Annotated in this window: 21 protein-coding genes; 5 read left to right on the top strand and 16 right to left on the bottom strand. The window is 60.7% G+C overall.

The genetic code is table 11. The features are described from left to right. Window positions 1-110 precede the first annotated feature (110 nt). Both PSH57_RS24455 and PSH57_RS24450 read left to right on the top strand, forming a co-directional pair. Window positions 111-530 (top strand): pilin, encoded by a 420-nt coding sequence (locus tag PSH57_RS24455; RefSeq protein WP_305385931.1) that lies wholly within the window; start codon window positions 111-113, stop codon window positions 528-530. A 279-nt stretch (window positions 531-809) separates the two neighbouring features. Then, a complete protein-coding gene (locus PSH57_RS24450) occupies window positions 810-1,163 on the top strand; it encodes a BON domain-containing protein (protein ID WP_305385930.1) in 354 nt (117 codons plus the stop codon). 325 nt (window positions 1,164-1,488) lie between these two features. Here PSH57_RS24450 and PSH57_RS24445 read toward each other — a convergent pair whose 3' ends face one another. From PSH57_RS24445 to dksA, 15 genes are all read right to left on the bottom strand, one after another. After that, entirely contained in the window at window positions 1,489-1,785 is a 297-nt protein-coding gene (locus PSH57_RS24445) for a DUF2845 domain-containing protein (protein WP_305385929.1), read from the bottom strand. A 1-nt stretch (window position 1,786) separates the two neighbouring features. Then, window positions 1,787-4,720, bottom strand: coding sequence for a DUF748 domain-containing protein (locus PSH57_RS24440; RefSeq protein WP_305416167.1), 2,934 nt, complete (start codon window positions 4,718-4,720; stop codon window positions 1,787-1,789). Between the two features lie 119 nt (window positions 4,721-4,839). Continuing rightward, a complete protein-coding gene (locus tag PSH57_RS24435) occupies window positions 4,840-5,856 on the bottom strand; it encodes a class I SAM-dependent rRNA methyltransferase (RefSeq protein ID WP_305385928.1) in 1,017 nt (338 codons plus the stop codon). Between the two features lie 269 nt (window positions 5,857-6,125). Continuing rightward, window positions 6,126-8,063, bottom strand: a complete 1,938-nt coding sequence (acs, locus tag PSH57_RS24430; protein ID WP_305385927.1) for an acetate--CoA ligase — start codon at window positions 8,061-8,063, stop codon at window positions 6,126-6,128. A gap of 219 nt (window positions 8,064-8,282) precedes the next feature. Continuing rightward, window positions 8,283-9,947, bottom strand: a complete 1,665-nt coding sequence (pgi, locus tag PSH57_RS24425) for a glucose-6-phosphate isomerase (RefSeq protein WP_305385926.1) — start codon at window positions 9,945-9,947, stop codon at window positions 8,283-8,285. A gap of 335 nt (window positions 9,948-10,282) precedes the next feature. Continuing rightward, on the bottom strand, window positions 10,283-10,663 hold the full coding sequence (gene panD, locus PSH57_RS24420; protein ID WP_047229851.1) for an aspartate 1-decarboxylase: 381 nt from the start codon (window positions 10,661-10,663) through the stop codon (window positions 10,283-10,285). 262 nt (window positions 10,664-10,925) lie between these two features. Next, the gene (panC, locus tag PSH57_RS24415) at window positions 10,926-11,786 is read right to left on the bottom strand and encodes a pantoate--beta-alanine ligase (RefSeq protein WP_305385925.1); all 861 of its coding nucleotides are present in this window, start codon (window positions 11,784-11,786) and stop codon (window positions 10,926-10,928) included. Then, a complete protein-coding gene (gene panB, locus PSH57_RS24410) occupies window positions 11,783-12,583 on the bottom strand; it encodes a 3-methyl-2-oxobutanoate hydroxymethyltransferase (protein WP_305385924.1) in 801 nt (266 codons plus the stop codon). The genes panC and panB overlap by 4 nt, the downstream gene beginning before the upstream one ends. A gap of 402 nt (window positions 12,584-12,985) precedes the next feature. Then, on the bottom strand, window positions 12,986-13,471 hold the full coding sequence (gene folK / locus PSH57_RS24405) for a 2-amino-4-hydroxy-6-hydroxymethyldihydropteridine diphosphokinase (RefSeq protein ID WP_305385923.1): 486 nt from the start codon (window positions 13,469-13,471) through the stop codon (window positions 12,986-12,988). 3 nt (window positions 13,472-13,474) lie between these two features. After that, a complete protein-coding gene (locus PSH57_RS24400) occupies window positions 13,475-14,872 on the bottom strand; it encodes a polynucleotide adenylyltransferase PcnB (RefSeq protein ID WP_256233100.1) in 1,398 nt (465 codons plus the stop codon). Between the two features lie 716 nt (window positions 14,873-15,588). Continuing rightward, complete coding sequence (locus tag PSH57_RS24395; protein ID WP_305385922.1) at window positions 15,589-17,019, bottom strand: sigma-54-dependent transcriptional regulator; 1,431 nt, start codon at window positions 17,017-17,019, stop codon at window positions 15,589-15,591. Between the two features lie 22 nt (window positions 17,020-17,041). Then, the gene (locus PSH57_RS24390; protein ID WP_256233098.1) at window positions 17,042-19,996 is read right to left on the bottom strand and encodes a sensor histidine kinase; all 2,955 of its coding nucleotides are present in this window, start codon (window positions 19,994-19,996) and stop codon (window positions 17,042-17,044) included. Further along, window positions 19,980-20,156 carry a hypothetical protein gene (locus PSH57_RS24385; protein WP_003176118.1) on the bottom strand — a complete coding sequence of 59 codons (177 nt, stop codon included), beginning with the start codon at window positions 20,154-20,156 and terminating at the stop codon, window positions 19,980-19,982. Before PSH57_RS24385 ends, PSH57_RS24390 begins: the two co-directional genes overlap by 17 nt. Before the next feature lie 77 nt (window positions 20,157-20,233). Then, a complete protein-coding gene (gene gluQRS / locus PSH57_RS24380; RefSeq protein ID WP_305385921.1) occupies window positions 20,234-21,121 on the bottom strand; it encodes a tRNA glutamyl-Q(34) synthetase GluQRS in 888 nt (295 codons plus the stop codon). Window positions 21,122-21,340: 219 nt separating this feature from the next. Continuing rightward, entirely contained in the window at window positions 21,341-21,784 is a 444-nt protein-coding gene (gene dksA, locus PSH57_RS24375; protein WP_018609331.1) for an RNA polymerase-binding protein DksA, read from the bottom strand. A 342-nt stretch (window positions 21,785-22,126) separates the two neighbouring features. Here dksA and PSH57_RS24370 point away from each other — a divergent pair, with 342 nt between their 5' ends. After that, complete coding sequence (locus tag PSH57_RS24370) at window positions 22,127-23,299, top strand: pyridoxal phosphate-dependent aminotransferase (RefSeq protein ID WP_305385920.1); 1,173 nt, start codon at window positions 22,127-22,129, stop codon at window positions 23,297-23,299. Continuing rightward, window positions 23,299-24,054: a DNA/RNA nuclease SfsA gene (sfsA, locus tag PSH57_RS24365; RefSeq protein ID WP_305385919.1), complete on the top strand. Its 756-nt coding sequence runs from the start codon at window positions 23,299-23,301 to the stop codon at window positions 24,052-24,054. The genes PSH57_RS24370 and sfsA overlap by 1 nt, the downstream gene beginning before the upstream one ends. Here the strand turns inward: sfsA and PSH57_RS24360 are convergent. After that, window positions 24,010-24,327, bottom strand: coding sequence for a Rieske (2Fe-2S) protein (locus PSH57_RS24360; RefSeq protein ID WP_305385918.1), 318 nt, complete (start codon window positions 24,325-24,327; stop codon window positions 24,010-24,012). The two genes, sfsA and PSH57_RS24360, sit on opposite strands and share 45 nt — an antisense overlap. 258 nt (window positions 24,328-24,585) lie before the next feature. On the opposite strand from PSH57_RS24360, the gene PSH57_RS24355 reads away from it, so the two are divergent. Further along, window positions 24,586-25,464: a heme/hemin ABC transporter substrate-binding protein gene (locus tag PSH57_RS24355; protein ID WP_305385917.1), complete on the top strand. Its 879-nt coding sequence runs from the start codon at window positions 24,586-24,588 to the stop codon at window positions 25,462-25,464. Window positions 25,465-25,490 lie beyond the last annotated feature (26 nt).

Here is a 25,490-nt window from a genome sequence, read left to right as displayed (position 1 = left end):
GGACCGGTGCGCAGTGAAGTCCCTTGCCTGCGGGCGCGTCAGGCTTGGCACATGCCATGCAATGGTCTCTTCAGGTCATGAGATTCCACCTCATGCTTTGGAGATTCTCTATGAATAAGCAAAACGGTTTTACCTTGATTGAGTTGCTGATCGTTGTGGCGATCATCGGCATCCTGGCGACGTTTGCGTTGCCGCAGTATTCCAAGTATCAAGCGCGGGCGAAGGCTACGGCGGGGCTGGCGGAAATTTCGGCGCTGAAGGTGCCCTATGAAGACGCTATGAATCAAGGTACCGATCCATCGGTGGCTAATATGAGCATTACGTCTCCTACCAGTAATTGCACCATTACGATCACCGGTACAGCAGCAGCGGGAGCAGGCACCATCGTTTGTACGCTCGCGAACGCCCCTGCTGCCGTAGCAGGTAAGACGATCACTCTTTCTCGTTCAGCTACCGGCGCTTGGGCGTGCACCTCGACCGCAGTCCAGGAATTCTTGCCCGCCGGTTGCACGGGTGCCGCTGCACCCTGATTTCGGGTCTGGTTGAGCATGTGGCGAGGGCGCTTTCCCCTTGCCACGGAAAACCTTAATAATTCATAAGCTTAGCAAGCGCCGAAAACCCGCAACTTGCATGTCCCAAATCAGCAAGCCATGCATTTTGCATGATTGTGAAAATCACCGTTTCGCTTAACTAATTGATTTAAAACGAATTAATTCATGGGCGAAAACTGGCACAGCCTTCGCACTACTCCTGACAACCCTGCCGGGAAACACCTCCGGCAGTTTTTGAGAAAAACAGGAGTTACTCGTATGAAGAAGTTCGCTATCACTGCCGCAGCTGCCACCGCCCTGACTCTGACCATGGCTAGCGCTTTCGCCGAGACCACTCAAGCAACTCAGGCTCCGATGATGCTGGCTGCTGGTGAAGTGGCAGAAGCCAAGGAAGACGTTTCTGATACCTGGATCACCACCAAGGTCAAAGCCGATCTGGTCACTGAAAAGGGCATCCCAGGTTCCGATATCAAGGTAGAAACCAATAAAGGCGTAGTGTCGCTGTCGTCGACTACCGTCCTGACCGACGCGCAAAAAGACACCGCCGTGGCGATCACCAAAAAAATCAAAGGCGTCAGAGACGTTTCGGCTGACGGCCTGAAATCCGAGTAAGACTCAAGGCTTCTCGCCTGGACCGGGAGAAGGCACGGCAAGCGGGCTGAGACATACGTTTGCCGTTGCTTTAGAGTTCATGCGAAGGCCACACGGACGTGGCCATTACAGGCCCCCGGCATTCGTGCCGGGGGCCTGTTCTATTGCGCAATGGAAAAGTATTCAGGGACCCGTCTGGGACATCGATTTGCCCTTTTCGCGAGCAAGCCCGCTCCCACAGTGGACCGAGTTTCGTCGGGAAGAATGCGATCCATTGTGGGAGCGGGCTTGCTCGCGAAGACGGCGGTACATCCCACGCCGTGCCAACTGAATGAACAGGGACCGTTCAGCGTCCCCGCTTGCTGGTGATCTGCACCAACCGGTTACCTTCAAAGCGCAAGTACTGGTACATGCCAGTGGTGGGGCCGTAGGTCCATTCTTCCACCGGGTATTCTTCGCGGCGATTGACACTGCGTTTGTAGCCCAGGTCATCCCGAGCCGCGGGTTGCCCGCATTTTTGCAGGACTTCGCTGGAGCGGTCACCGACGCTGATCAACTGGTTGCCACAACGCAATGTGTCGGCCGCCGACGCCTGGCCGCTGGCGAGCAGCAAGACCAGGCTGAGCCCGTACAGACGTTTCATCTTATTCGGCATCCAGATGCATGGGGGTGATCACGCGCCCGTCGCTTTCGGCCTGACCAAGGCTGGCGTCGATGAAATACACACGGTCATCGGCCAATTGCCCTTTGTCCACCAGGAAGTCCTTGATGCTGCTGGCGCGCTCCTGCCCCAGCTGGCGCAACAGCACTTCGTTGCCACTCCAGAAGGTGATCACGCCTTCGCGCAGTTTTTCCGTGCGCGCCTTTTTATCCAGTTGTGTCCATTCGACCGGTGGCTGGGTCTTGAGACGGGTGCGATAGATGCCTTCGAGCAGCGGTGCCTTTTCATCCTCGGGCACCTCCAGCAGCGCGGCCTTGGCAGGGACCTTGTCGCCCCGGCGCTGCAGCATCTTGTAGTAGTTGTACTGGTATTCGCGTTCCAGACGCTGGGCGGCGAGCAGCGGACCGTCGCTGCTTTGGGCGGCGGTGCCCTCAATCTCCAGGCGCAACTCCGGACGTTTACCAAGGGCTTCGGACAACTTGAGCAGCGTGCCTTCGTTCTCCGGGTTCAGTTCGCTTGAGCCCGGGGCGAATGACACGCTGCCCAAGTCTTGCGAGGCCCCACCGGCCACCAGCCCGCCGATGAGTTTGAATGGTGCCTGGGCCGCCCGTACTACCAGGTTGCGCAGGGTTTGCCAGACAATCGGCATCACGCTGAATTGCGGGTCATTGAGGTCACCGGAAACCGGCAGCTCGATGGAAATCCTGCCTTCGGAGTCCTTCAGCAGCGCGACGGCCAGCTTGAGCGGCAGGCTCACGGCGTCTGGGCTGTCGACCTTTTCTCCTAACTGCAGTTGCTCGACCACCACTTTGTTCTCGGCCTGCAATTTGCCTTTGGTGATCCGGTAATGCAGGTCGAGGTTGAGTCGGCCCTTGCGGATGCGATAGCCAGCGAATTTGCCGGAATAGGGCGTCAGGGTCGTCAGCTCGACCCGTTTGAAACTGGTGGCGATGTCGAGGCTGGCCATCGGGTCGAAAGGGTTGAGCGCCCCTTTGATGGTGACAGGCGCGTAGCGGTCGACCTTGCCGTTGATGTCCACGGTGGCCGGCTTGGCCTGGCGGCTGTCGATGGTGCCGATCTGGCCGTTGAGCTGCTGGACGGCCGTGGCGAAATTCGGCGTCAGGCTGAAGTCGGCGAAGTTGGCCGAACCGTCGTTGATGGCAATGCCGCCGACGTGGATGCCCAGCGGTTTGTCCTGGGATGCCGGCTTTGCCGAGCTGTTGTTCGTACCACTGTCGGCCGGTTGCGGGATCAGCAGGTCATCGACGTTGGTGGTGCGGTCTCTGTTGATCATGAATCGTGCGTAAGGCTGGTACAGGTTGACCTTGTCGATCGACAGGCTGTCGCCGTGCTGATAGTTGAGCCCTTCGAGCACCAACTGTTTCCACTTGATGAAGTCCCGGGTCCTGAGGGTATCGAGGGTGTGCAGTTGATCGACCTGGGCGCGTCCGGTGACGGCGAATGCCAGCGGCTCGGTGCTTTTGAGGTCCACCGCCAGGTCGCTGCCGAGCATCCCGGAGCGCAGTTCCAGGCGAATGAACGGGTTGATATACGCCTGGGCGACCCGCAAGTCGATGTCCTGGGTCTTGACCTTGAGCCGGGCGGTGACCGGGTTCAGGTTGACCTCGCCGTCAGCCAGGATCTTGCCCTGCTTGCCCACCCCGGTATCCAGCTTGAGGGTGAAGGGTGAGCCGTTGAGGGTGTCGTAGTTCTGCAGGTCGAGGTTCAGCGGGCCGACCTCCAGGGCCACGGCAGGTTGCGCCTGACGGTCGGCCAGATGCACTTGGTAATTGCGCAGTTGCACGTCCTTCAACAGCACCTGCCAGGGCTTGCTCGGTGCTTGGGGTTCAGGCTCGGGCGAGTCGGCGGCTGCCGGGGCCGACGCCGGTTCGACCTTGACCTGCGGTTTGGCCGGCTGGCTGGCGAAGAGTTTTTGCCAGTCCAGTTGCCCATCCGCCTCGCGAGCGGCCCAGGTTTCCAGCTTCTGGCTGCGGATCTTGCCGACGATGATTTGTTGCTTGGCCAGGTCGACGGTTGTTTCGCTCACATCCAGGCGCTCGAGTTTCGCCAATGGACGGCCGTCGGGCGCCTTGATGGAGAAGGGGGCTACGCTGACGGCCACGTTGTTGAGCAGCAGTTCGGTGCCCTTGGCCAGGTTGAGCTTGTAGTCGGTACTCAGGTTCAGCACGCCGTTTTCCAGCACCAGCGGTACCGCGTCGCGTACGTACGGCCACCAGACTTTCATCTGGCCGTCGGTGACTTTGATCTTGCCCTCGGAGGTGATCGGCGTGAGGCTGAAGTTGCCAGTCCAGTCGACCCGGCCTCCTTGAGGGCTGACGGCCACCAGGGTCATGTCGGCGTTGTCGTCGGGCAGTGTGCTGAGGTTTTTCAGCTCGAAATCAAGGGTGTCGTATAGAAATTCGATGGGTTCGCTGGGACGCAGGTCCTGAAAGTGTACGTACCCGCCGGCCAGTTTGATCCGGTCGACTCGCAGGGGAAACGGCTTGGCGTCAGGGTCGGCCGGGGTGGGTTCGCTGGCCGGTAGCTTGAACAGGCCCAGCAGGTTCAGCTGACCGTCCTTGGCGAACAGGATCTCGGTCTTGGGCTTGTCCAGCTCGATATCGGTCAGGTGCAGGGCGCCGGACCAGAGGCTGTCGAGCTGCAGGTTGGTATACAGCCGTTCGAAGGCGACCTGCTCCTTGCCCGGCTCGCCGACATTCAGGCCCCAAAGGGTGACTTCAAGGCTGAAGGGGTTGAGTTCGATACGCTGGATCCGGGCCGGCACCGTTGCATGCTCGGCCAGTTGTTGATTGGCGATCCGCAAGGCGACACCGGGCAATATCAGAAAACCCAGCAGGCTGTAGAGGGCCAGTACGGTCAACAGGGCGCCGAAAGCGCGAATCAATCCTTTGGGCATGTGCGGCTTCATCTGATGTGAATTCGGAATGCCTTGGAGTATGGCATGCGTTTACGGTTCCGAAGCCACTGTGATTTATCAGATTTGTCCGTTTTCAGCGTAGGAGTTGAGCCGTTGGTTCAGAGCTGGAGGATCAGCGTCTTGAGTGGCGGCTGTTGGTCCTGCGAGGGAAAATCGCTGCCGGGTGTCAGTGTTTTCCATTCGCGCACCGGGCGACCGGCCTTTTCCGCGCAGCGCAGCACCTGCTCGCGCCAGTCGTCCATGGAGACTTTTGCCAGGTTGTTGCAGCAGATCAGCACGCCATTTTCAGCGGTGGTGAGCAGCGCCGGCTTGAGCAGGCTCTGGTAATCGCGCAACAGGTCGACAGTGCCGAACGCGCTCTTGGCCCAGGCTGGCGGGTCGAGCAGCACCAGGTCGTACTGGCGTTGCTCCAGGCGTACGTAACCTGGCAGTTTCTGCCCGCGTCGCTGACTGATGGGCAGGCCGGCCAGTTGGCGGATGGCCGGGAAGTAATCCGATTGCACGAAATCCATGGGCGGCAGATCAGGGTTGAGCAGACCGTTCTCGCGACCCACCGCCAGGTTGCCTTCGGCAAAGTCCAGGTTACACACCTCCCGCGCACCACCGGCCGCAGCGCTCAGGCCGACGCCACAGGTGTAGGCGAACAGGTTCAGCACGCTTTTGTGACGGCTGTGTTCCTTGACCCAGCCCCGGGCGTTGCGCAGGTCGAGAAACAGCAATGGATCCTGCCCGGCATGGCGTCCGCGAACGCGATAGTTCAGGCCCCATTCATGGCCGACAAGGTCTTGCAGGGCGGCTTCGTCAGCCTGGTAAACAGTGTCCTGGCGGTCGATGCGCGAATTGCCCCGGGCGCGATCGTTGTAGACCAGCAGGGTGTTCAGGCCCAGGCGCTCGTTGACGAGGCCGTGCAACTGCAACAAGACATCGCGTTCCAGCGATTGATGGAAACTCTGCACCAGCAATTGCGGGCCGTAGCGGTCGACCGTCAGCCCAGGGGCGCCTTCCTGGCTGCCATGGAACAGGCGATAGCAGTCGGTGCCTTGCTGGTGCAATTGGTCGAGCAGGTCCTGACGCTGATCGAGGGCGGCGCGCAGCGCCTGATTCAAGGAAGACATGCCGGGCGCGCCTTAAGGAAATGAGGCGCGGGAGTTTAGCAGTTATGGATACTCGGGTTGGGTATTGCATGCGGATGTGAGCCGGCACCGAATTGTGGCGAGGGGATTTATCCCCGTTGGGCTGCGCAGCAGCCCTGAAATCTGACGACTCGGAGTGTCAGTCAGATCTCGCTTGCTGTATGGGGACTGCTGCGCAGTCCAGCGGGGATAAATCCCCTCGCCACAAAAAACGGGAGCAAGCTCCCTCGCCACAGGTTCTTGTGTTTGGTTCAGCGGTTGAGGCGCTTGTCGATCAGCCCCTCCACCACGCTCGGATCGGCCAGGGTCGAGGTGTCGCCCAGGCTGTCGAGCTCGTTGCAGGCAATCTTGCGCAGAATGCGCCGCATGATCTTGCCTGAGCGGGTCTTGGGCAGTGCAGGCGCCCACTGGATCAGTTCCGGTTTGGCGAAGCTGCCGATTTCCTTGCTGACGTGGTCCAGCAATTCCTTCTTCAATGCGTCGTTGGCCTCGATTCCATCCATCGGCGTGACGAAAGCGTAGATGCCCTGGCCCTTGAGGTCGTGGGGGTAACCGACCACTGCCGCTTCGGCGATGTTGTCGTGCAACACCAAGGCGCTTTCTATTTCGGCGGTGCCGATGCGGTGCCCGGAGACGTTGATCACATCGTCGATGCGCCCGGTGATCCAGTAATCGCCATCTTCATCTCGACGGGCGCCGTCGCCGGTGAAGTAATAGCCGGGATAGGGCTTGAAGTAGGTGTCGACCATGCGTGGGTGGTCGCCATAAACGCTGCGAATCTGCCCCGGCCAGCTCGCCTTGATCGCCAGTACACCGCTGCCCGCACCGTGGATTTCCTTGCCGGTTTCATCCAGCAATACCGGTTGCACGCCGAACATCGGTCGGGTGGCGCAGCCCGGCTTGAGCCGCGGCGCACTCACCAGCGGGCTGAGCATGATGCCGCCGGTTTCGGTTTGCCACCAGGTGTCGACAATCGGGCAGCGCTGTTCGCCCACCACGTTGAAGTACCATTCCCACGCTTCCGGGTTGATTGGCTCACCGACGCTGCCGAGCAATCGCAGGCTTTTGCGCGACGTTTCCCGCAACGGGCCGGCACCTTCGCGCATCAGCGCCCGCAGGGCGGTCGGGGCCGTGTAGAAAATATTGACTTGATGCTTGTCGATCACCTGCCAGAAACGCGAACTGCTGGGGTAGCTCGGCACGCCTTCGAAGATCAGCGTGGTGGCGCCGTTGGCCAGCGGTCCGTAGACGATGTAGCTGTGGCCGGTGACCCAACCGACATCGGCGGTGCACCAGAACACTTCGTTGTCGCGGTAGTCCAGTACGTACTTGAACGTCATCGCCGCTTGCAGCAGATAACCCCCGGTGGTGTGCAGCACACCCTTGGGTTTACCGGTGCTGCCGGAGGTGTAGAGGATGAACAGCGGGTCTTCGGCGTCCATCGGTTCCGGCGGGCAATCGTCGCTCATGGCATGCATCGCCTGGTGGTACCACAGATCGCGGCCTTCGACCCAGGCCACTTCGCCCTGGGTGCGCTCGACCACCAGCACGGTGCTGACGTTCGGGCAACTTTCCAGGGCCCTATCAACGTTGCGCTTGAGCGGTATGAATCGTCCTCCGCGCACGCCTTCGTCGGCGGTAATCACGGTGCGGCAATCGGCGTCGAGAATCCGGTCGCGCAGCGAATCCGGCGAAAAGCCGCCGAACACCACCGAATGCACCGCGCCAATGCGGGTGCAGGCAAGCATGGCGTAGGCCGCCTCCGGGATCATCGGCATATATATGCAGACCCGGTCGCCTTTCTTCACGCCGCGGCTTTTCAGCACGTTGGCCAGGCGGCAAACATGGTGGTGAAGTTTTTTGTAGGTGATTTCTGCCGATTCGGCGGGATTGTCGCCTTCCCAGATGATCGCCGTCTGGTCGCCACGTGTCTCCAGATGGCGGTCGATGCAATTGGCGCTGACGTTCAGCTTGCCCCCGGCGAACCAGGTGGCGTCGCCGATCTTGAGGTCATAGCGCTGGACGGTTTGCCAGGGCGTCATCCAGTCGAGAAAGCGCGTGGCCTGCTCGGCCCAGAAAGCGCTCGGGTGTTCGATGGATTCTTTGTAGAGCCGCGTGTACTCGTCCTGACTCAGTTGCGCAGCCCGGCGGACGGCATCGGCTTGGGGGTACTGGCTGATATCGAACATGACGGTTCCTTATTCTTGTTTTTGCGACAAGTCATAAAGATGCGCCGAGTAGCCTGAGGGTTCAAGTCATGTACAAATCAACTGTGCGAGCTTGGTGGGAGCAGAGCTTGCTCGCGATGACGTCGTCACATTCAACAGATAAGTTGATGTCAGACCGCTATCGCGAGCAAGCTTTGCTCCCACAAAGCCCGCTCCCACAAGGGTGATGCAACCCAGGGATCAGCCGCGATGACGCCCGCGGAAGTAGTTGATCAAACCCTGGGTCGAAGGGTCTTCGGCCGCGCTTTCTTCGCTGCCCACCAGACGGTTGTAGACGCCCTTGCCCAATTCTTTGCCCAGCTCCACGCCCCATTGGTCGAAAGCGTTGATGCCCCAGACCACGCTTTGCACGAACACTTTATGTTCGTACAGCGCTACCAATGCGCCAAGGCGACGCGGACTGATGCGTTCGACCACCAGGGTGTTGCTCGGACGGTTGCCCGGGATCACCTTGTGGGAGGCCAGCTTCTGTACGTCTTCTTCGCTCGCGCCTTTGTCACGCAGTTCCGCTTCGGCTTCGGCGCGGGTCTTGCCTAGCATCAGCGCCTGGCTCTGGGACAGGCAGTTGGCGTACAGCCACTGGTGGTGATCGGAAACCGGGTTGAAACTGACGATCGGCACGATGAAGTCCGCCGGGATCAACTGGGTGCCCTGATGCAGCAACTGGTGGTAGGCGTGCTGACCATTGCAACCGACGCCGCCCCAGATCACAGGACCTGTGTCGGTAGACACCGGTGTGCCGTCCTGGCGCACGCTCTTGCCGTTGGATTCCATGTCCAGTTGCTGCAAGTGCTTGGTGATGTTGCGCAGGTAGTGGTCGTACGGCAGGATCGCATGGCTTTGCGCGCCCCAGAAGTTGCCGTACCACACGCCCAGCAGTGCCAGCAGTACCGGCATGTTCTGTTCGAACGGCGCGCTCTGGAAATGCTGGTCCATGGAGTAGGCACCGGAGAGCAATTCCTTGAAGTTCGACATGCCGATGGCCAGGGCGATCGGCAAGCCGATGGCCGACCAGAGCGAGTAGCGCCCGCCGACCCAATCCCACATCGGGAAGATGTTTTCTTCGCGGATGCCGAAGGCCACGGCGGCGGCGTTATTACTTGATACGGCGATGAAGTGGCGGTACAGCTCCGCCTCGGAACCGCCCTGGGCCAGGTACCAGGCACGGGCAGCCTGGGCGTTCTTCAGGGTTTCGAGGGTGTTGAAGGATTTCGACGAGACGATGAACAGCGTGGTCTCGGCGCGCAACTTCATGGTCAGCTCATGGAACTCGCTGCCGTCGATGTTCGCCAGGTAGTGACAGCGCACGCCTTTTTGCGCGTAAGACAACAGCGCTTCGGAGACCAGTTCCGGGCCGAGGAAAGAGCCGCCGATGCCGATGTTCACCACGTCGGTAATCGGTTTTTCGGTGTAGCCGCGCCACAGACCGTCATGAATGCGACCTACCAGATCAGTGATCTGGTTCAGCACCTTGTGTACGTCGGGCATGACGTCGACGCCGCTTACCAGCAATTTGTCGCCCACTGGCCGGCGTAGGGCGGTGTGCAGGGCCGGGCGGTTCTCGGAGGCATTGACGATTTCGCCTTCGAACAGCGCCTTGATCGCACCCTTGAGGTCGACTTCATTGGCCAGGCAAACCAGTAGGTCACGGGTCTGGGCGTTGATCAGGTTTTTTGAGTAGTCGAGAAACAGGCCGCAGCTCGACAGGGTGAATTGATTGAAACGCTGCGGATCGGCATGGAACGCTTCGCGCATGCTGAAGTCCTGCATGGCTTTGCGGTGGTCATTCAGCGCTTGCCAGGCAGGCAGAGCGGTCACGTCGTGAGGGGTTCGGTAATACGCCATCGCTGCGGGTTTCCTTTTTACTTGAACGACCTTTTGTACACTAAAAATTCCGGCATGGCCTCAGGGGGCGTCCGGACAACTGCGTCGACACGATTTATGGGCACAGGGCGACTACAGTAAACCTCGTGTTGCGATCTGTCTTGACTTTGTCAGACCGTTTCCCGGTACTTTTTTATACAGCAGGGGCGGGATTGCTCCGACAGACGGACTGTGGGAGCCAAGCTTGCTCGCGATGAGGCCGTCACATTCAACATCCGTGTCGACTATCAATCGCCATCGCGAGCAAGCTTTGCTCCCACAGGCTCCCACAGGCTCCCACGCTGGCCGGGGTTCGGTCAGGCGACCTGAACCGGGATGGCGTTACTGGTATGGCTCAGTTCGTTGCCCGGGGCCATGTACAACATGCGGGGCTTGAAGTTGGCCAGTTCGGCCTCGCTGTAATGGGCGTAGGCACAGATGATCACCCGGTCACCCACCTTGGCCTTGTGCGCCGCAGCGCCGTTGACCGAAATCATTCGCGAGCCTTCTTCGCCACGGATCGCGTAGGTGGTGAAGCGTTCCCCATTGTCGACGTTGTAGATCTGGATCTGTTCGTATTCACGGATACCCGACAGGTCCAGCCACTCACCATCAATGGCGCAGGAGCCTTCGTAGTCGAGCACGGCGTGAGTGACTTCGGCGCGGTGCAGCTTGGCCTTGAGCATGATGGCGTGCATGAATGTTTCCTCTGGTCGGGTCCGAACGGCGGGCAGTTTGCCCGAAGGCTCTGGAGGCGGCAATATGCAAGGGATGTGAGAATGCAGTCAGTAAAATACCGTCTATCCCTTGTGGGAGCTAGGCTGTGGGAGCAAAGCTTGCTCGCGATGACGCTGTCAAATTCAACACATATGTCGACTTTTCGGCCGCTATCGCGAGCAAGCTTTGCTCCCACAGGATTGCTCCCACAAGGCCCATCCCCAGATTGGGACGGGGGGTGATTCAGGCGGTTGCGTCGAGGTCCAGGTGCAAGTTGTCGATCAGCCGTGTGGTGCCCAGGAACGCAGCCACCAGAATCGCCAGGTCGCGGTCCTCGGCCGTGGCCGGTCGTAAGGTACGGGCGTGGCGAACTTCCAGATAATCAGGACGCAGGCCGGCAGTTTCCAGTTGCTTGATCTGCTCGGCCACCAGCGCCGGATAATCCCGTCGCCCCAGCCTGATCGCCTCGCCAATCTGGCTCAGGCTGCGATAGACCACGGGCGCCACCGCGCGTTGTTCAGGGCTGAGGAAGCCGTTGCGCGACGACAGCGCCAGGCCGTCTTCGGCGCGAACGGTCGGCTCGCCAATGATCTGGATCGGCATGTTCAGGTCATGGACCAGCGCGCGGATCACCGCCAGTTGCTGGAAGTCCTTCTGGCCGAACACCGCAAGATCAGGCTGGACCATGTTGAACAGTTTGCTGACCACCGTTGCCACACCCTCGAAATGCCCCGGACGGCTGGCGCCGCACAGGCCTTCGGACAATTGCGGGACGCTGACCCGGGTCTGCCCGGCCATGCCGTCGGGGTACATTTCTTCGACGGTTGGAGCGAACAGCAGATGGCAACCGGCCTGGAGCAGTTTTTCCTGGTCGGCCGCCAGAGTGCGCGGATATTTGTCCAGGTCTTCGCCGGCACCGAATTGCAGCGGGTTGACGAAAATGCTCGCCACCACGAAGTCGGCCCGCTGCGCCGCTTTGGTGACCAGCGCCATATGGCCGCTGTGCAGGTTACCCATAGTCGGCACGAAAGCGATGCGTTTGCCTTCGCTGCGAGCGCGGGCCACGGCGGCCCGCAGTTCGCGTACGGTTTTGACGGTGTTCATGCAGAAAATCCGTGCTCGACGCCAGGGAAGGTCGCCGCTTTGACTTCAGCAACGTAGGCGCCCAGGGCGGCCTGAATGCTCGCTTGCCCGGCCATGAAGTTCTTCACGAATTTGGGCACGCGACCGGTGATCGACAAGCCGAGCATGTCGTGCAGCACCAGTACCTGGCCGTCGGTGGCGCTGCCGGCGCCGATGCCGATGACCGGGATCTTCACCGCCTGGGTGATTTCCTCCGCCAGTTCGCTGGGGACGCATTCGAGCAGCAACATTGCGGCGCCAGCTTGCTCCAGCGCGATCGCATCGGCGCGCATTTGACGGGCCTGGTTTTCATTGCGGCCCTGGACCTTGTAACCGCCGAGGATATTCACCGCTTGGGGCGTCAAACCCAGGTGTGCGCACACCGGGATACCGCGCTCGGCCAGCAGGCGAATGGAATCGGCCAGCCACAACGCGCCTTCGATTTTCACCATATGAGCGCCGGCCTGCATCAGTTGGGCGCTGTTGGTCATGGTCTGTTCGAGGGTGGCATAGGCCATGAATGGCAGGTCGGCGAGGATCAGGGCATCGGTGTTACCGCGTTTGACCGCGGCCACGTGATAGGCCATGTCGGTGGTGCTTACCGGCAGCGTGCTGTCGTGGCCTTGCAACACCATGCCGAGGGAATCGCCCACCAGCAGCACTTCGACACCGGCCTCATTGCAGGCGTGGGCGAAGGTTGCGTCATAGCAGGTCAGCATGGTGATTTTTTCACCTTTTTGCTTAAGACCTTGCAGCGTGGTCAGGGTAATAGCTGGCATGAAAAAGTCCTCATTAGGCGCCAGGGAATGTTCTCAACGGGTTTCCCTGACTGAGAACACTTCCTTGAACTACTGCGAGTAACGCGCATGATTCGTCATTTATACAGGCGCACCTTCTATGCGTGGTGCTTGTAAGGCCTGGATTGCGCCCTTTAGCGCCGCGTGGGCGGCAACGGGACGCCTATAGTCGTGAGGAGTACCCGGGAAGTCAATTGGATGTGTTACCGCCGGGTGTTACCGGGGTTACTGATGCGTTTCAGCGTGGGGGAGTGTCTCGAATGTGACTGCCGGGTCCGAATCCTGTGGGAGCGAGCCTGCTCGCGATAGCGGTGGGTCAGTCGACATTTACATTGGCTGAATCACCGCTATCGCGAGCAGGCTCGCTCCCACAGGATCGCTACGTCAATTCGAGGGCAAGCGTTCCAGGCCGACAAACGGGCACGCTGCAAGCAGGTCCTTGAGCAGGCGTCCGTCGGCCAGGCGCAGGTCGGCGGGCGCCAGTTCTGCGAGGGGATAGAGCACGAAGGCCCGAGCCTGGATATGGTAGTGGGGGACTTTCAGGCGAGGTTCGTCGATCAGGCGATCGCCGAACAGGAGGATATCCAGGTCCAGGGTGCGCGGACCCCAGCGCTCCAGGCGTTCGCGACCTTGTCCGGTTTCGATGGCTTGCAGTGCATCGAGCAGGTCCAGCGGCGCCAGGCAAGTGTCCAGCGCCGCGACTGCATTGGTGTAGCGTGGCTGGCCGGGCAGCAGGGAGTCGCTTTGGTAGAACGCTGACACGCCCGCCAGTTGCGTGTCGGGCAGTTGCGCCAGCGCCTGGACAGCGCTGCGCAATTGTTCGGCGGGCTCGGCGAGGTTGCTGCCCATGCCGATGTAGATGCGTTCCATCGATTACTCGTCCGAAGCGCTCGGGACACCGGCACGTTTGCGCTTGGCACCGCTGCTGCGACGACGCTTGCGCGGGCCGCTGGCGCCGTCGTCCTTGCCGCTGAGCTCGCGGATCATGTCGCGGCGCTCGCTGTCGTTGGCGTCCTGATAGTCGGTCCACCATTCACCCAGGCCATCGGTTTGTTCGCCAGCGCTTTCACGCAGCAGCAGGAAGTCGTAGCCAGCGCGGAAGCGCGGGTTGTCCAGCAGCAGGTCGGCACGTTTGCCGCTGCGCCGTGGCAGGCGCTCCTGCATATCCCAGATTTCGCGGATCGGCATCGTGAAGCGTTTCGGAATCGCGATGCGCTGGCACTGTTCGCTGATCAGCTCGTGGGCGGCTTCCTGCATGGCGGGGATCGGCGGCATGCCGCGCTCCTGCAGACGCAGAACCCGGGCCGGGAGGGCAGGCCAGAGCAATGCAGCAAACAGGAAGGCCGGGGTCACCGGTTTGTTCTGCTTGATGCGCAAATCGGTGTTGATCAGCGCTTCGCTGATCAGGGTGTGGGTGTAGGTCGGGTTGTACTCCAGCGCTTCGGCGCTGGCCGGGAACAGCGGGTCGAACAGTTGCAGGTCCACCAGCATCTCGAAGGTGTCCGCCGCGTTGCCCGACAGGAACAGCTTGAGCACCTCCTCGAACAGACGCGCCGACGGGATCTCCCGCAGCATCGGAGCCAGTTCGCGGATCGGTGTGGCGCTGTGCTTTTCGATGCCGAAATCCAGTTTGGCGGCGAAACGCACGGCCCGAAGCATGCGTACCGGGTCTTCCTGGTAACGCTGCTTGGGGTCGCCGATCAGGCGGATCAGGCGGTTACGGATGTCGTGTACGCCATTGGCGTAGTCGAGGATGCGTTCGCTGACCGGGTCGTAATACAGGGCGTTGATGGTGAAGTCGCGGCGTTGCGCGTCTTCTTCCAGCGTGCCGTAGACGTTATCGCGCAGGATGCGCCCGCTCTCGTTGCGCGAAGACTGGTTGCTGTCTTCTTCTTCATCGTTTTGCGGGTGGTTGGCGCGGAAGGTTGCCACTTCGATGATTTCACGGCCGAAGTGGATGTGGACCAGCTTGAAGCGCCGGCCAATGATCCGTGCGTTGCGAAATTCGGCGCGGATCTGTTCCGGCGTCGCACTGGTGGCGACGTCGAAATCCTTGGGCGTGATGTTGAGCAGCATGTCACGCACGCACCCGCCCACCAGATAAGCCTGGTAACCGGCGTTCTGCAGGCGTTCGACGATGTTCACCGCGTAACGGCTGAACTGGGCCTTTTGCAACGAATGCTGGCCACTGTTGAGCACTTCAGGCGTGCTGCGAATGTGTTGCGTACGACGCAAGGGAGAACGGAATGACTGGAACAGCTTCTTCAGCATGGGATGCACTGTTTGAAGGAATATTCGGCCAAAAACGAAGAGTGACCGCATGATGGGCGGGGATTCTAGCATTTAGTCGAGGGATGGTGTAGGACACAGGAGTTTTGAGCTGCAAGCTTCAAGCGACAAGCTTTGTAGGCTGCGGGGGAGGCGGAACGACAGAAACCACAGGGGGAGCCGAAGCTCCCCCAGAATTAGTTGCGTGCTCTATTTTTATTATTGATTTCGGGCTTCTTGTTTTTGTTGAGTGCCCGCGCCACAAGGTTTTCCCTTCGTGACACTCCCATTCGGGAGTCAAGAGCAAACGGATTGCTTTGGTCGCTGTGTCGCAGTGATCAATCGATCCAACCAGTTCAGGCACCTGTCTTAAGACAGTTTTATTGTTCTCGGCCTGGTCGTGGGGCAAGCCCCAAATACAACGCCTCTCCAAAAGAATCAGTTAGCTGCGCCTCTCGCCGTCTTGTTTTTATTGTGCGTGAGTCGATTCGTCTTATTTTTATTATCGTTTACATGGCTTGTTATTGTTCTTGTACCAAAGCTATAGCAGGGTGCGTGCCAACTTTTGCGAACCCCAGCAAAACCGGGGGGGTTATGGGTTTTTCGGTTTTTTCGGGGCGAAAAAAAGCCGGGGTTTCGTTACCGTAAACCCCGGCTTTTGTTACGTGAAAAAGCTGAGGTAACAGTTTTTTCACATTTGGCGGTGTTACCCGCGCGCCTTAGCTTTCGCTGGCGACCCCGGTCTTGCGGCGTGGGATACCCAGGCGCTGCCGGCGTTCCCACAGGCATTTGCGGCTAACCCCCAGCTTGCGCGCCAGTTCGGTCTCGGTCATGTGGTCCTGATGTTCGAGGACGAAATGCTGGAAGTAATCTTCCAAGGACAAATCTTCGGTGGGCTCGTGGCTGGAGTTATTGGCACCACCCTGTTGTGGGGCCAGGCCGATGAACTCTTCATCGTCCAGGTCACTCAACTCGATGTCGATACCCAGCAGGTCGGCCGAGATTTCCGGGCTCTCGCACAGAATCACTGCCCGCTCTACCGCGTTTTCCAGCTCTCGAACGTTACCCGGCCAGGCGTAGTGACGAATGGCCTGTTCAGCATCCGGGGCGAACGTGAGATCGGTGCGGTTGACCCGCGCGCTCTGGCGGGCAAGGAAAGCATTGGCGATTTCGTTGACGTCGGCGCCACGCTCGCGCAGGGCCGGCAACTTCAAGGCGATGACGTGCAAACGGTAATATAAGTCTTCACGGAACTGGCCGATCTTCGCCAGGCTCTTGAGATCGCGGTGCGTGGCCGCGATCAGGCGCACATCGACTTTCTGCGACTGCACCGACCCGACCCGACGGATCTCGCCTTCCTGAAGCACCCGCAGCAAACGGGCCTGGGCTTCAAGGGGTAGTTCACCGATTTCATCGAGGAACAGCGTCCCACCGTCCGCCGCTTCCACCAGCCCGGCGCGTCCGGCGCTGGCGCCGGTAAACGCGCCTTTTTCATGACCGAACAGTTCGGACTCGATCAGGCTTTCCGGAATCGCCGCGCAGTTCACCGAAATCATCGGGGCCTTGGCCCGTCGGGACAGGTTATGCAACGCCCGGGCTACCAGCTCCTTGCCGGTGCCGGATTCGCCCTGGACCAAGACATTGGAGTCGGTGGGCGCGACTTTGCGGATCTTGCTGTACAAGTCCTGCATGGGCGGGCAGGAACCGATGATGCCGATTTCGCCGTTATGGTTGCCGGCACCGGCTTTGGCGGAGGCTGTCGTCTTGCTCGCCGGTTCCGGCGCATTGCTGGTCGCTGTCTGTCGGTCGCGCAGGATGCGGGCTACGGCCTGGAGCATCTCGTCGTGGTCAAACGGCTTGGCGATGTAGTCCACCGCGCCCATTTTCATGGAGTCGACCGCCGAGCGCAGGCTGGCGTAACTGGTCATGATCAGCACTGGCGTGCCCTGGCCGAGCTTGATCAGCTCGGTGCCGGGGGCGCCTGGCAAGCGCAGGTCGCTGACGATCAGGTCAAACGTGGGGATGCTGAAACGTTCTTGTGCTTCCTGCACTGAACCGGCTTCGCTGACCTGGTACTGATTGCGTTCCAGCAGGCGGCGCAAGGCGGAGCGGATAATTGTTTCGTCTTCGACGATCAAAATGTGCGGCATTGATTCGATTCTCTCGACGGTCTCAGTTCACAGCGGACGTCGCTTCGACATGACGCGGCAAGGTCACCCGTATACGGGTGCCGCGTTGGCTTTGTACATCGGCCGGGCTGTCGATGGTGATTTGTCCATAATGCTCTTCAACGATGGAATAGACCAGTGCAAGGCCCAGACCGGTGCCTTCGCCCGGGTCCTTGGTGGTGAAGAAAGGTTCGAACAATCGGTCCATGATGTTCTGTGGGATACCGCTGCCTTCGTCTTCGACGATCAGGTCGATCGTATGTTCGCTGGCTTCGCTCTTGACCCGTACCGCGCTGCCCGCAGGTGAGGCGTCGCGGGCGTTGGACAGCAGGTTGATCAGTACCTGGGCAAGCCGCTGGGGGTCGCCGTCGACCCAATGATCCGGGTCGCACAGGTTGAAGAATTGCACCTCGAAATTGCGCCGGTTCAGGGCCAGCAGACCAATGGCGTCCTGGGCCACTTCGGCCAGACAGACGGGTTCGTCGTTGTGCTGGTGGCCGCCGGCATGGGCGAAGCTCATCAGCGACTGGACGATACGCGACACACGCTTGGTCTGTTCGAGGATCTGGCCGCTGATTTCCGTCAGTTCGCCATCGTCCTCGCGCTCTTCGCGCAGGTTTTGCGCCAGGCAGGCGATGCCGGTGATCGGGTTGCCGATTTCGTGGGCCACCCCGGCGGCCAGTCGGCCGATGCTTGCCAACCGTTCGGAGTGGACCAGCTTGTCTTCGAGCATCTGAGTGTCGGTGAGGTCTTCCACCAGTAACACCAGGCCGCTGTTACCCGGCGCCAGCGGCTCGTCGATCGCCGCCTTGTGCAGGTTAAGCCAGCGAGTCTGGCCGTCAAGGGCCAGGTGCTGCTTGTGCAGATGCTCGTCCGGCAGGTCGATGAAGCCTTGCAACAGGCCTTTCCACGGCTCACTCAGGGTACTCAGGCGCGAACCAACCACACGCTGGGCAGCGATTCCGGTCAGTTCCTCCATGGCCTTGTTCCACATCAGAATTTCCTGGTCCTTGGCCAGGGAGCACACGCCCATCGGCAGTTCCTGCAAGGTCTGGCGGTGGTAGCGGCGCAAGGCGTCGAGTTCAGCGGCAAGGCCGGTGAGGCGCGAGTGGTAGTCTTCCAGACGGCTCTCGATGAAGTGGATGTCTTCAGTGACATAGTTCTCGCCGCCGGCCTTATAGGGCAAGAACGTCTCGACCATGTCCTGGGCCACGCTGGGGCCCATCAGGCCGGACAGGTTGGCTTCGATCCGGTCCCGCAGGCGACGCAGGGCGTATGGGCGGCGTTCATCGAAGGGCAGGTAGAGGTCGCGCAGGGCCTGTTCGACTTCTTTTTGCGCAGCCTTGGCACCCAGGGGCTTGGCCAGTTGCGTGGCGAACTCCTGGGGCGAGGCGGCGTGCAACTCCCGACGCTGCGGGCGGCGGACGTTGTCCACCGCGCAGGCTTCGGCGGCGCTGGCCTCTTCGCTGCTGGCGTTGGTGAACAGCGAGATCAGGGTGAACATCAGCACGTTCGCCGCCAGCGAGGCGATGGCCGCCATGTGCCAACTGGTGTCGTCGAGCACGTAGATCATGTTCAGCAGCGGAATATAGAACCCTTGCATGTTGCCCAGCAGTGGCAACAGCATGGCAACCAGCCACACCAGGATCCCCGCCAGCAGACCGGCGATAAAGCCACGGCGGTTGGCGGTTGGCCAATACAGCACCGACAGTACGCCGGGCAGGAACTGCAAGGTGGCGACGAACGCGACAATGCCGAGGTTGGCCAGGTCCTGTCCTTCTCCCAGCATCAGGTAAAAGCCGTAGCCGGCCATGATGATGGCGACGATCAGTGCCCGGCGGGTCCATTTCAGCCAGCGGTAGATATTGCCCTCGGCCGGCGGCTGGTAGAGCGGCAGCACCAGGTGGTTGAGGGCCATGCCCGACAGCGCCAGCGTGGTGACGATGATCAGGCCACTGGCCGCCGACAGGCCGCCGATGTAGGCCAGCAATGCCAGGGCCTTGCTGTTGGCGGCGATGCCGATGCCGAGGGTGAAATACTCAGGATTGGTGCTGGCCCCCAGCTTCAGCCCGGCCCACAGGATCAGCGGCACCGCCAGACTCATCAGCAGCAGGAACAGCGGCAGGCCCCAGCTCGCGCTCACCAGCGAGCGTGGGTTGAGATTTTCGGTAAAGGTCATGTGGTACATGTGCGGCATGACGATCGCTGACGCGAAGAACACCAGCAACAGCGTGCGCCATGGGCCTTCCTGCAGAGGTGTGTGCAGGGCGGCGAGGGCGGTCTGGTTCTGCAGCAGCCATAACTCCAGTTGTTGCGGGCCATCGAATACGCCGTACAGGGCATAGAGGCCGACGCCGCCGATGGCGATCAGTTTGATCACCGATTCGAAAGCAATGGCGAACACCAGGCCTTCGTGTTTCTCCCGGGTGGCGATGTGACGGGAACCGAAGAAAATCGTGAAGAGGATGATCAGCGCGCAGAAACTCAGCGCGACCCGGTGCTGCACCGGTTCGCGGGTGAGGATGCTGATGGAGTCGGCCACTGCCTGGATCTGCAGGGCCAGTAACGGCAGTACGCCCACCAGCATGAAAATCGTGGTCAGCGCGCCGGCCCAGGTGCTGCGAAAGCGAAAGGCGAACAGGTCGGCCAGGGATGATAGCTGGTAGGTGCGGGTGATTTTCAGGATCGGGTAGAGCAACACCGGCGCCAGCAGGAAGGCCCCCGATACACCCAGGTAGCTGGACAGAAAGCCGTAGCCGTACTGATAGGCCAGCCCGACCGTGCCATAGAACGCCCATGCGCTGGCGTAGACCCCCAGCGACAGGGTGTAGGTCAGTGGGTGGCGGATGATCGCCCGGGGGATCATGCCCCGTTCGCTGATCCAGGCTACACCGAACAGCACCGCCAGGTAGGCGGCGCTGATCAGGATCATCTGGGTCAGGCTAAAGCTCATCGGCATCTTTTTGGCTCTGCAGGATGAAGGTCACGACGATCAGAATCAGCCAAAGCAGATACGGTCGATACCAGGCACCCGTGGCGTCGATCCACCAATCCATGATGGCCGGGGAGAACAGATAAATCCCCACTACCAGGAGCAGGACCAAGCGATAGATGTACATCCCGGCCTCTCTTTTTTAAGCGCGTGCCCGAAAACGTGCGGCGATGGTAACGGATGAGCGCCAAGCTGCAAGCGCCGTCAACGGATTTGCGCCTCTGGCAGGGTCAATGTGCGCGGAATTTTGCCCGCATCCCAGTGGCGAATGGCCCAGTCCAGCAGTTCCCGGGGGCTGGCGTCGACCCGTTCGGGGCCCGGCTGTTGGCCCAGCGCGCGCAATGCACGCAACAACAGCGGTGTGGCCTGGTCGGCCGTCAGCGCAGGTGAGCGGTAGGCTTTGCCGAGCTTGTGCCCGTCCGGCTGGGTGATCAGCGGCACATGCAGGTAGCGCGGGTGTGGCAAACCGAGCAGCTCTTGCAGGTACAGCTGGCGTGGCGTGGAGTCCAGCAGGTCGGCGCCGCGCACGATATCGGTCACCCCCTGCCAGGCATCGTCCAGCACCACCGCCAGTTGATAAGCATAGAGCCCGTCGCGACGGCGAATCACGAAATCGCCGACTTCACGGCCCAGGTGCTGGCGGAACGGGCCTTGTACGCGGTCGTTGAAGTGATACGCCAGCTCAGGAACGCGCAGGCGGATGGCCGCGTCTTTGGTGTCGTGACCGGCATTGCGGCACAGGCCCGGATAAATGCCCTGATACGGTTCCAGTTGTTTGCGCGAGCAGGTGCAGGCATAGGCCAGACCCTGGCTGAGCAGGCGATTGATGACCTGGTCGTAGGCCTCATGGCGCTCACTCTGACGGACCATCTCGCCGTCCCACTCAAACCCGTAGTTTTGCAGTGCCTTCAAGATTGCCGCTTGTGCGCCAGGCTCTTCCCGTGGCGGGTCGAGGTCCTCCATGCGCAGCAACCAGCGTCCACCCACGGCCCGGGCATCCAGATAGGACGCCAGCGCGGCGACCAGTGAGCCGAAGTGCAGGTGGCCGCTGGGCGTGGGGGCGAAGCGGCCGATGTAGGGGGCGGTAGTCATAGGGGAATATTACTAGCTTGGATCTGGCAGAAGCGCATTTGTGGGAGCGGGCTTGCTCGCGAATGCGGTGGAGGATTCAACATCTGTGTCGACTGATCCACCGCATTCGCGAGCAAGCCCGCTCCCACAGGATTTCGCAAGGTTCAGAATGGGTGTCAGGTGCCAGAAACAAAAAACGGAGCGTGTGAACGCTCCGTTTTCGGTTACAGCCCCGACAATTTACTTGCCGACCTGTTTTTCCTTGATTTCCGCCAGCGTCTTGCAGTCGACACACATGTCGGCGGTCGGACGTGCTTCCAGTCGTTTGACGCCGATCTCGACGCCGCAGGACTCGCACCAACCGTATTCTTCATCTTCGATCAGCTGCAACGTCTTGTCGATTTTCTTGATGAGCTTGCGCTCACGGTCGCGGGCGCGCAGTTCGAGGCTGAATTCTTCTTCCTGACTGGCTCGGTCGGCCGGGTCGGGGAAGTTGGCGGCATCGTCTTTCATATGATCAACGGTGCGGTCGACTTCCTGCATCAAGTCCTGTTTCCACTTGTTCAGGATCTTGGTGAAGTGCGCGCGCATGGGGGCGCCCATGTACTCTTCGCCGGCTTGCGGGACATATGGCTCAAACCCGCTGAGCGACTGATTTTGATTCTGCTTTGCTTGGGTGGGCATGAATGGACCGCCTCTACTCTTGTAATCCACTACGCAGGATTGCTCCATCACCGACACCTGCCGGCCCTGCGGCTGCAAGCGGGCGAACTTACCAGATCAAATCGGGCCGCGCTACTCCCGGTTGTCGAGCCTGCGGTAGCCGGGGCTTGCGAAGGGTGGTCGGGTTCGGTCCGGTGGGGCAGCAAACCTGCTCAATGCTTGATTCTAGTCAAGCCTGGGCCAATCGCCGGAGTCATTTCCTGCAAGCCGCCGGTCCCCTGAGTTCGGGCTCGTTCCCGCAGTTGTTTCTGTGTTCGCCAGAGAGTTGGGTAGAATCGGTTCTTTTTGTGAGAAGCAAGGCTAATGGCTCAGCCCTACAGTGCGCGTAGCCGCGCCATTGAACCGTTCCATGTGATGGCGCTACTGGCCCGTGCCAATGAACTGCAGGCCGCCGGACACGACGTCATCCATCTGGAGATCGGCGAGCCGGACTTCACCACGGCGCAGCCGATCATCCAGGCCGGCCAGGCCGCGTTGGCGGCGGGAAAGACCCGTTACACGGCGGCCCGGGGCATCCCCGAGTTGCGCGAAGCCATCGCGGGGTTTTATGGGCATCGCTACGGCGTGGAAATTGACCCCAGGCGCATCCTGGTCACGCCGGGCGGATCCGGCGCGTTGCTGCTGGCCAGCGCTTTGCTGGTCGACCCGGGCAAGCACTGGCTGTTGGCTGACCCCGGTTACCCCTGCAACCGCCACTTCCTGCGGCTGGTAGAAGGCGCGGCTCAACTGGTGCCGGTCGGTCCCGACGTTCGTTACCAATTGACCCCGGACCTGGTAAACCGCCACTGGGACCAGAACAGCGTAGGCGCGCTGGTGGCGTCGCCGGCCAACCCGACCGGGACGATTCTCAGTCGGGACGAGTTGGCCGGGCTGTCAAAGGCAATCAAGGGCCACAACGGTCACCTGGTGGTGGATGAGATCTATCACGGCCTGACTTATGGCACCGATGCCGCGAGCGTGCTGGAAGTCGACGACGAGGCTTTTGTCCTTAATAGTTTTTCCAAGTATTTCGGCATGACCGGTTGGCGGCTTGGCTGGCTGGTGGCCCCTTCGGCGGCTGTCGGTGAGTTGGAAAAACTGGCGCAGAACCTCTACATCAGTGCGCCGAGCATGGCCCAGTACGCGGCGCTGGCCTGTTTCGAACCGGCGACCATCGAGATATTCGAGCAACGTCGGGCCGAGTTCGCGCTGCGTCGTGACTTTCTGCTGCCGGCCTTGCGTGAGTTGGGTTTCGGCATTGCGGTGGAACCAGAAGGCGCGTTTTACCTGTATGCCGACATTCGTGCATTCGGCGGCGACGCTTTTGCGTTCTGCCAGCACTTTCTGGAAACCGAACACGTGGCGTTCACACCGGGGCTGGATTTCGGTCGCCACCAGGCTGGGCACCATGTGCGTTTCGCCTACACCCAGAGCCTGCCGCGGCTCCAGGAGGCGGTGGAACGAATCGAGCGCGGACTGCGGAGCTGGCAAGGCTAATGGATTTTTCACCTGCGCTGGAAGAAGGTCGGCTGATTCGACGTTATAAGCGTTTTCTCGCCGATATCGAGACCGTTCAAGGCGAACTGTTGACTATTCACTGCCCTAACACCGGCTCAATGCTCAATTGCATGGCCGAAGGCGCGCGAGTCTGGTTCAGTCGTTCCAGCGACCCCAAGCGCAAATTGCCAGGCACCTGGGAAATAGGCGAAACCCCCCAGGGGCGGCTGGCCTGCATCAATACCGCGCGAGCCAACCCGTTGATCGAGGAGGCCCTGCGTGCCGGGGTCATCAGCGAACTGAACGGTTTTACCGGGCTCAAGCGTGAAGTGGCTTACGGTCAGGAAAACAGTCGTATCGATTTTCGCCTGGACTATGACGACGGCTCTGCCTGGGTCGAAGTCAAAAGTGTCACGTTGGGTTTTGACGGCACGACTGTGGCGGCGTTTCCCGATGCGGTGACCCTGCGTGGAGCCAGGCATCTGCGCGAACTCGCTCACTTGGCCCGGGACGGCGTGCGGGCGGTGCAGTTGTATTGTGTCAACCTGAGCGGGATCGACGCAGTGCGTCCGGCACAGGAAATCGACCCGGTGTACGCGGCGGCGTTGCGCGACGCTGTAGCTGCGGGCGTGGAAGTGCTGGCCTACGGGGTGAGACTGACGCCCGAGCAGATGTGGGTGGACCGCCCGTTACCGGTGTTGCTCGAACCGCTACAACTCGACCCAGATGCCTTGCTCGTCCTCCCGGCTATCTAACGCAGCGAGGAACTGCCCGGCGCAGGGGCCGGCGACGCATTCACCGTTTTCGATCAGAAACAGTGCGCCATGGGTGGCGCACTGGATCAGGCTGGCGCTGGGATCGAGAAACTCATCGGGCCGCCATTCCAACGGCACACCGCGGTGCGGGCAGCGGTTGAGATAGACATAAACCTGGCCGGCGCGACGCACCGCCAGCAGCTTGCGCCCGTCGATGTCGAAACCGCGACTGCCGCCGTCGGGCAATTCGGCGCCGGTACAAAGAAACTTCATGTGTGTCTCTATGCTTAAGGTTGAGGTGAGACATTGTAGGAGCGGGCTTGCTCGCGAAGGCGGTGTGTCAGTCTGTGCAGTGTTTTATGACGCACCGCCTTCGCGAGCAAGCCCGCTCCCACCGGGTTCGCTCTGTCCGCGCTTGACGTCCAAATGAAAACAATTATCAAATGGCGCCTCCTTCACAGGGGGCTGAGGATACTTTGCCTGAGGGGTTCATGCCCGGCCCTGTGAATATTTCTTTGAGGAAGCTGCCTGATGCGCCTGAATATCCGTGTTGTCACGCTCTGTGTCGTCATGTTGGCCAGCCAGGGCGTGGTGGCGGCAGAACTACCGCAACGCTGGGTCAGTGCCGGCGGGGCAGTGTCCGAGTGGGTCAGCGCGCTGGGCGGTGAGTCGAAACTGGTGGGCGTGGACACCACCAGTCAGCATCCCGAAGCCTTGCGGGATTTGCCCAGCATCGGTTATCAGCGACAACTCTCGGCCGAGGGGGTATTGAGCCTGCGTCCGCAGATCCTCGTGGGCACCGAAGAAATGGGGCCGCCACCGGTGCTGTCGCAGATCCGCAGCGCGGGGGTGCAGGTTGAACTGTTCTCGGCCACACCGGACCTGCCGACCCTCCAGGATAATTTGCGGCACCTGGGTCAACTGCTGGGCGCCGAGGCCCAGGCCAAGCAGTTGTTCGACAGTTATCAACAGCAGCTCAGCCAGCAAAAAGCCCGGGTGAGTAAAATCCAGCTCAAGCAAAAGGCTCCCGGCGTGTTGCTGCTGGTGGGGAGCGCTGGCGGCAAGCCACTGGTCGCAGGCCTCGGCACCTCCGCCGATTGGCTGTTGCAGCAGGCCGGCGGTCACAACCTGGCGACCCATAATGGTTACAAGTCATTTTCGGTGGAGACCCTGGCCAGCCTGAATCCCGAAGTGCTGGTGTTCGCCGATCGCGCGTTAAGTGGTGAAGAAGCACGTGCGGCGCTGTTTAGGGAAAACCCGATTCTCTCCTCCACCCGGGCCGCCAGGGCTGGGCGTGTTATCGAGCTTGACCCGACACTGTTGGTCGGCGGACTAGGCCCGCGGTTGCCGCAAAGCCTGGTGAAGCTGACGGCCGGTTTTTACCCGACCGAGCCGGCCAAGACACCATGACCCCGTTGGTCAAGCCGCGCACCTTG

Origin of the sequence: Pseudomonas hefeiensis, from assembly GCF_030687835.1 — a bacterium.
GTDB classification, from domain to species: domain Bacteria; phylum Pseudomonadota; class Gammaproteobacteria; order Pseudomonadales; family Pseudomonadaceae; genus Aquipseudomonas; species Aquipseudomonas hefeiensis.
Note: the sequence above shows the minus strand (reverse complement) of the source record. Positions and strands in the feature narration are given on the sequence as shown.

Coding starts and splice junctions, on each gene's coding strand:
- PSH57_RS24400 (WP_256233100.1), bottom strand. CDS start 14,872: ATGCTGAAGAAGCTGTTCCAGTCATTCCGTTCTCCCTTGCGTCGTACG.
- PSH57_RS24435 (WP_305385928.1), bottom strand. CDS start 5,856: ATGTCTTCCTTGAATCAGGCGCTGCGCGCCGCCCTCGATCAGCGTCAG.
- PSH57_RS24355 (WP_305385917.1), top strand. CDS start 24,586: ATGCGCCTGAATATCCGTGTTGTCACGCTCTGTGTCGTCATGTTGGCC.
- PSH57_RS24455 (WP_305385931.1), top strand. CDS start 111: ATGAATAAGCAAAACGGTTTTACCTTGATTGAGTTGCTGATCGTTGTG.
- panC (WP_305385925.1), bottom strand. CDS start 11,786: ATGAACACCGTCAAAACCGTACGCGAACTGCGGGCCGCCGTGGCCCGC.
- PSH57_RS24450 (WP_305385930.1), top strand. CDS start 810: ATGAAGAAGTTCGCTATCACTGCCGCAGCTGCCACCGCCCTGACTCTG.
- panD (WP_047229851.1), bottom strand. CDS start 10,663: ATGCACGCCATCATGCTCAAGGCCAAGCTGCACCGCGCCGAAGTCACT.
- pgi (WP_305385926.1), bottom strand. CDS start 9,947: ATGGCGTATTACCGAACCCCTCACGACGTGACCGCTCTGCCTGCCTGG.
- PSH57_RS24395 (WP_305385922.1), bottom strand. CDS start 17,019: ATGCCGCACATTTTGATCGTCGAAGACGAAACAATTATCCGCTCCGCC.
- dksA (WP_018609331.1), bottom strand. CDS start 21,784: ATGCCCACCCAAGCAAAGCAGAATCAAAATCAGTCGCTCAGCGGGTTT.
- acs (WP_305385927.1), bottom strand. CDS start 8,063: ATGTTCGATATCAGCCAGTACCCCCAAGCCGATGCCGTCCGCCGGGCT.
- folK (WP_305385923.1), bottom strand. CDS start 13,471: ATGGAACGCATCTACATCGGCATGGGCAGCAACCTCGCCGAGCCCGCC.
- PSH57_RS24370 (WP_305385920.1), top strand. CDS start 22,127: ATGGCTCAGCCCTACAGTGCGCGTAGCCGCGCCATTGAACCGTTCCAT.
- sfsA (WP_305385919.1), top strand. CDS start 23,299: ATGGATTTTTCACCTGCGCTGGAAGAAGGTCGGCTGATTCGACGTTAT.
- PSH57_RS24445 (WP_305385929.1), bottom strand. CDS start 1,785: ATGAAACGTCTGTACGGGCTCAGCCTGGTCTTGCTGCTCGCCAGCGGC.
- PSH57_RS24390 (WP_256233098.1), bottom strand. CDS start 19,996: ATGCCGATGAGCTTTAGCCTGACCCAGATGATCCTGATCAGCGCCGCC.
- gluQRS (WP_305385921.1), bottom strand. CDS start 21,121: ATGACTACCGCCCCCTACATCGGCCGCTTCGCCCCCACGCCCAGCGGC.
- PSH57_RS24360 (WP_305385918.1), bottom strand. CDS start 24,327: ATGAAGTTTCTTTGTACCGGCGCCGAATTGCCCGACGGCGGCAGTCGC.
- PSH57_RS24440 (WP_305416167.1), bottom strand. CDS start 4,720: ATGCCCAAAGGATTGATTCGCGCTTTCGGCGCCCTGTTGACCGTACTG.
- panB (WP_305385924.1), bottom strand. CDS start 12,583: ATGCCAGCTATTACCCTGACCACGCTGCAAGGTCTTAAGCAAAAAGGT.
- PSH57_RS24385 (WP_003176118.1), bottom strand. CDS start 20,156: ATGTACATCTATCGCTTGGTCCTGCTCCTGGTAGTGGGGATTTATCTG.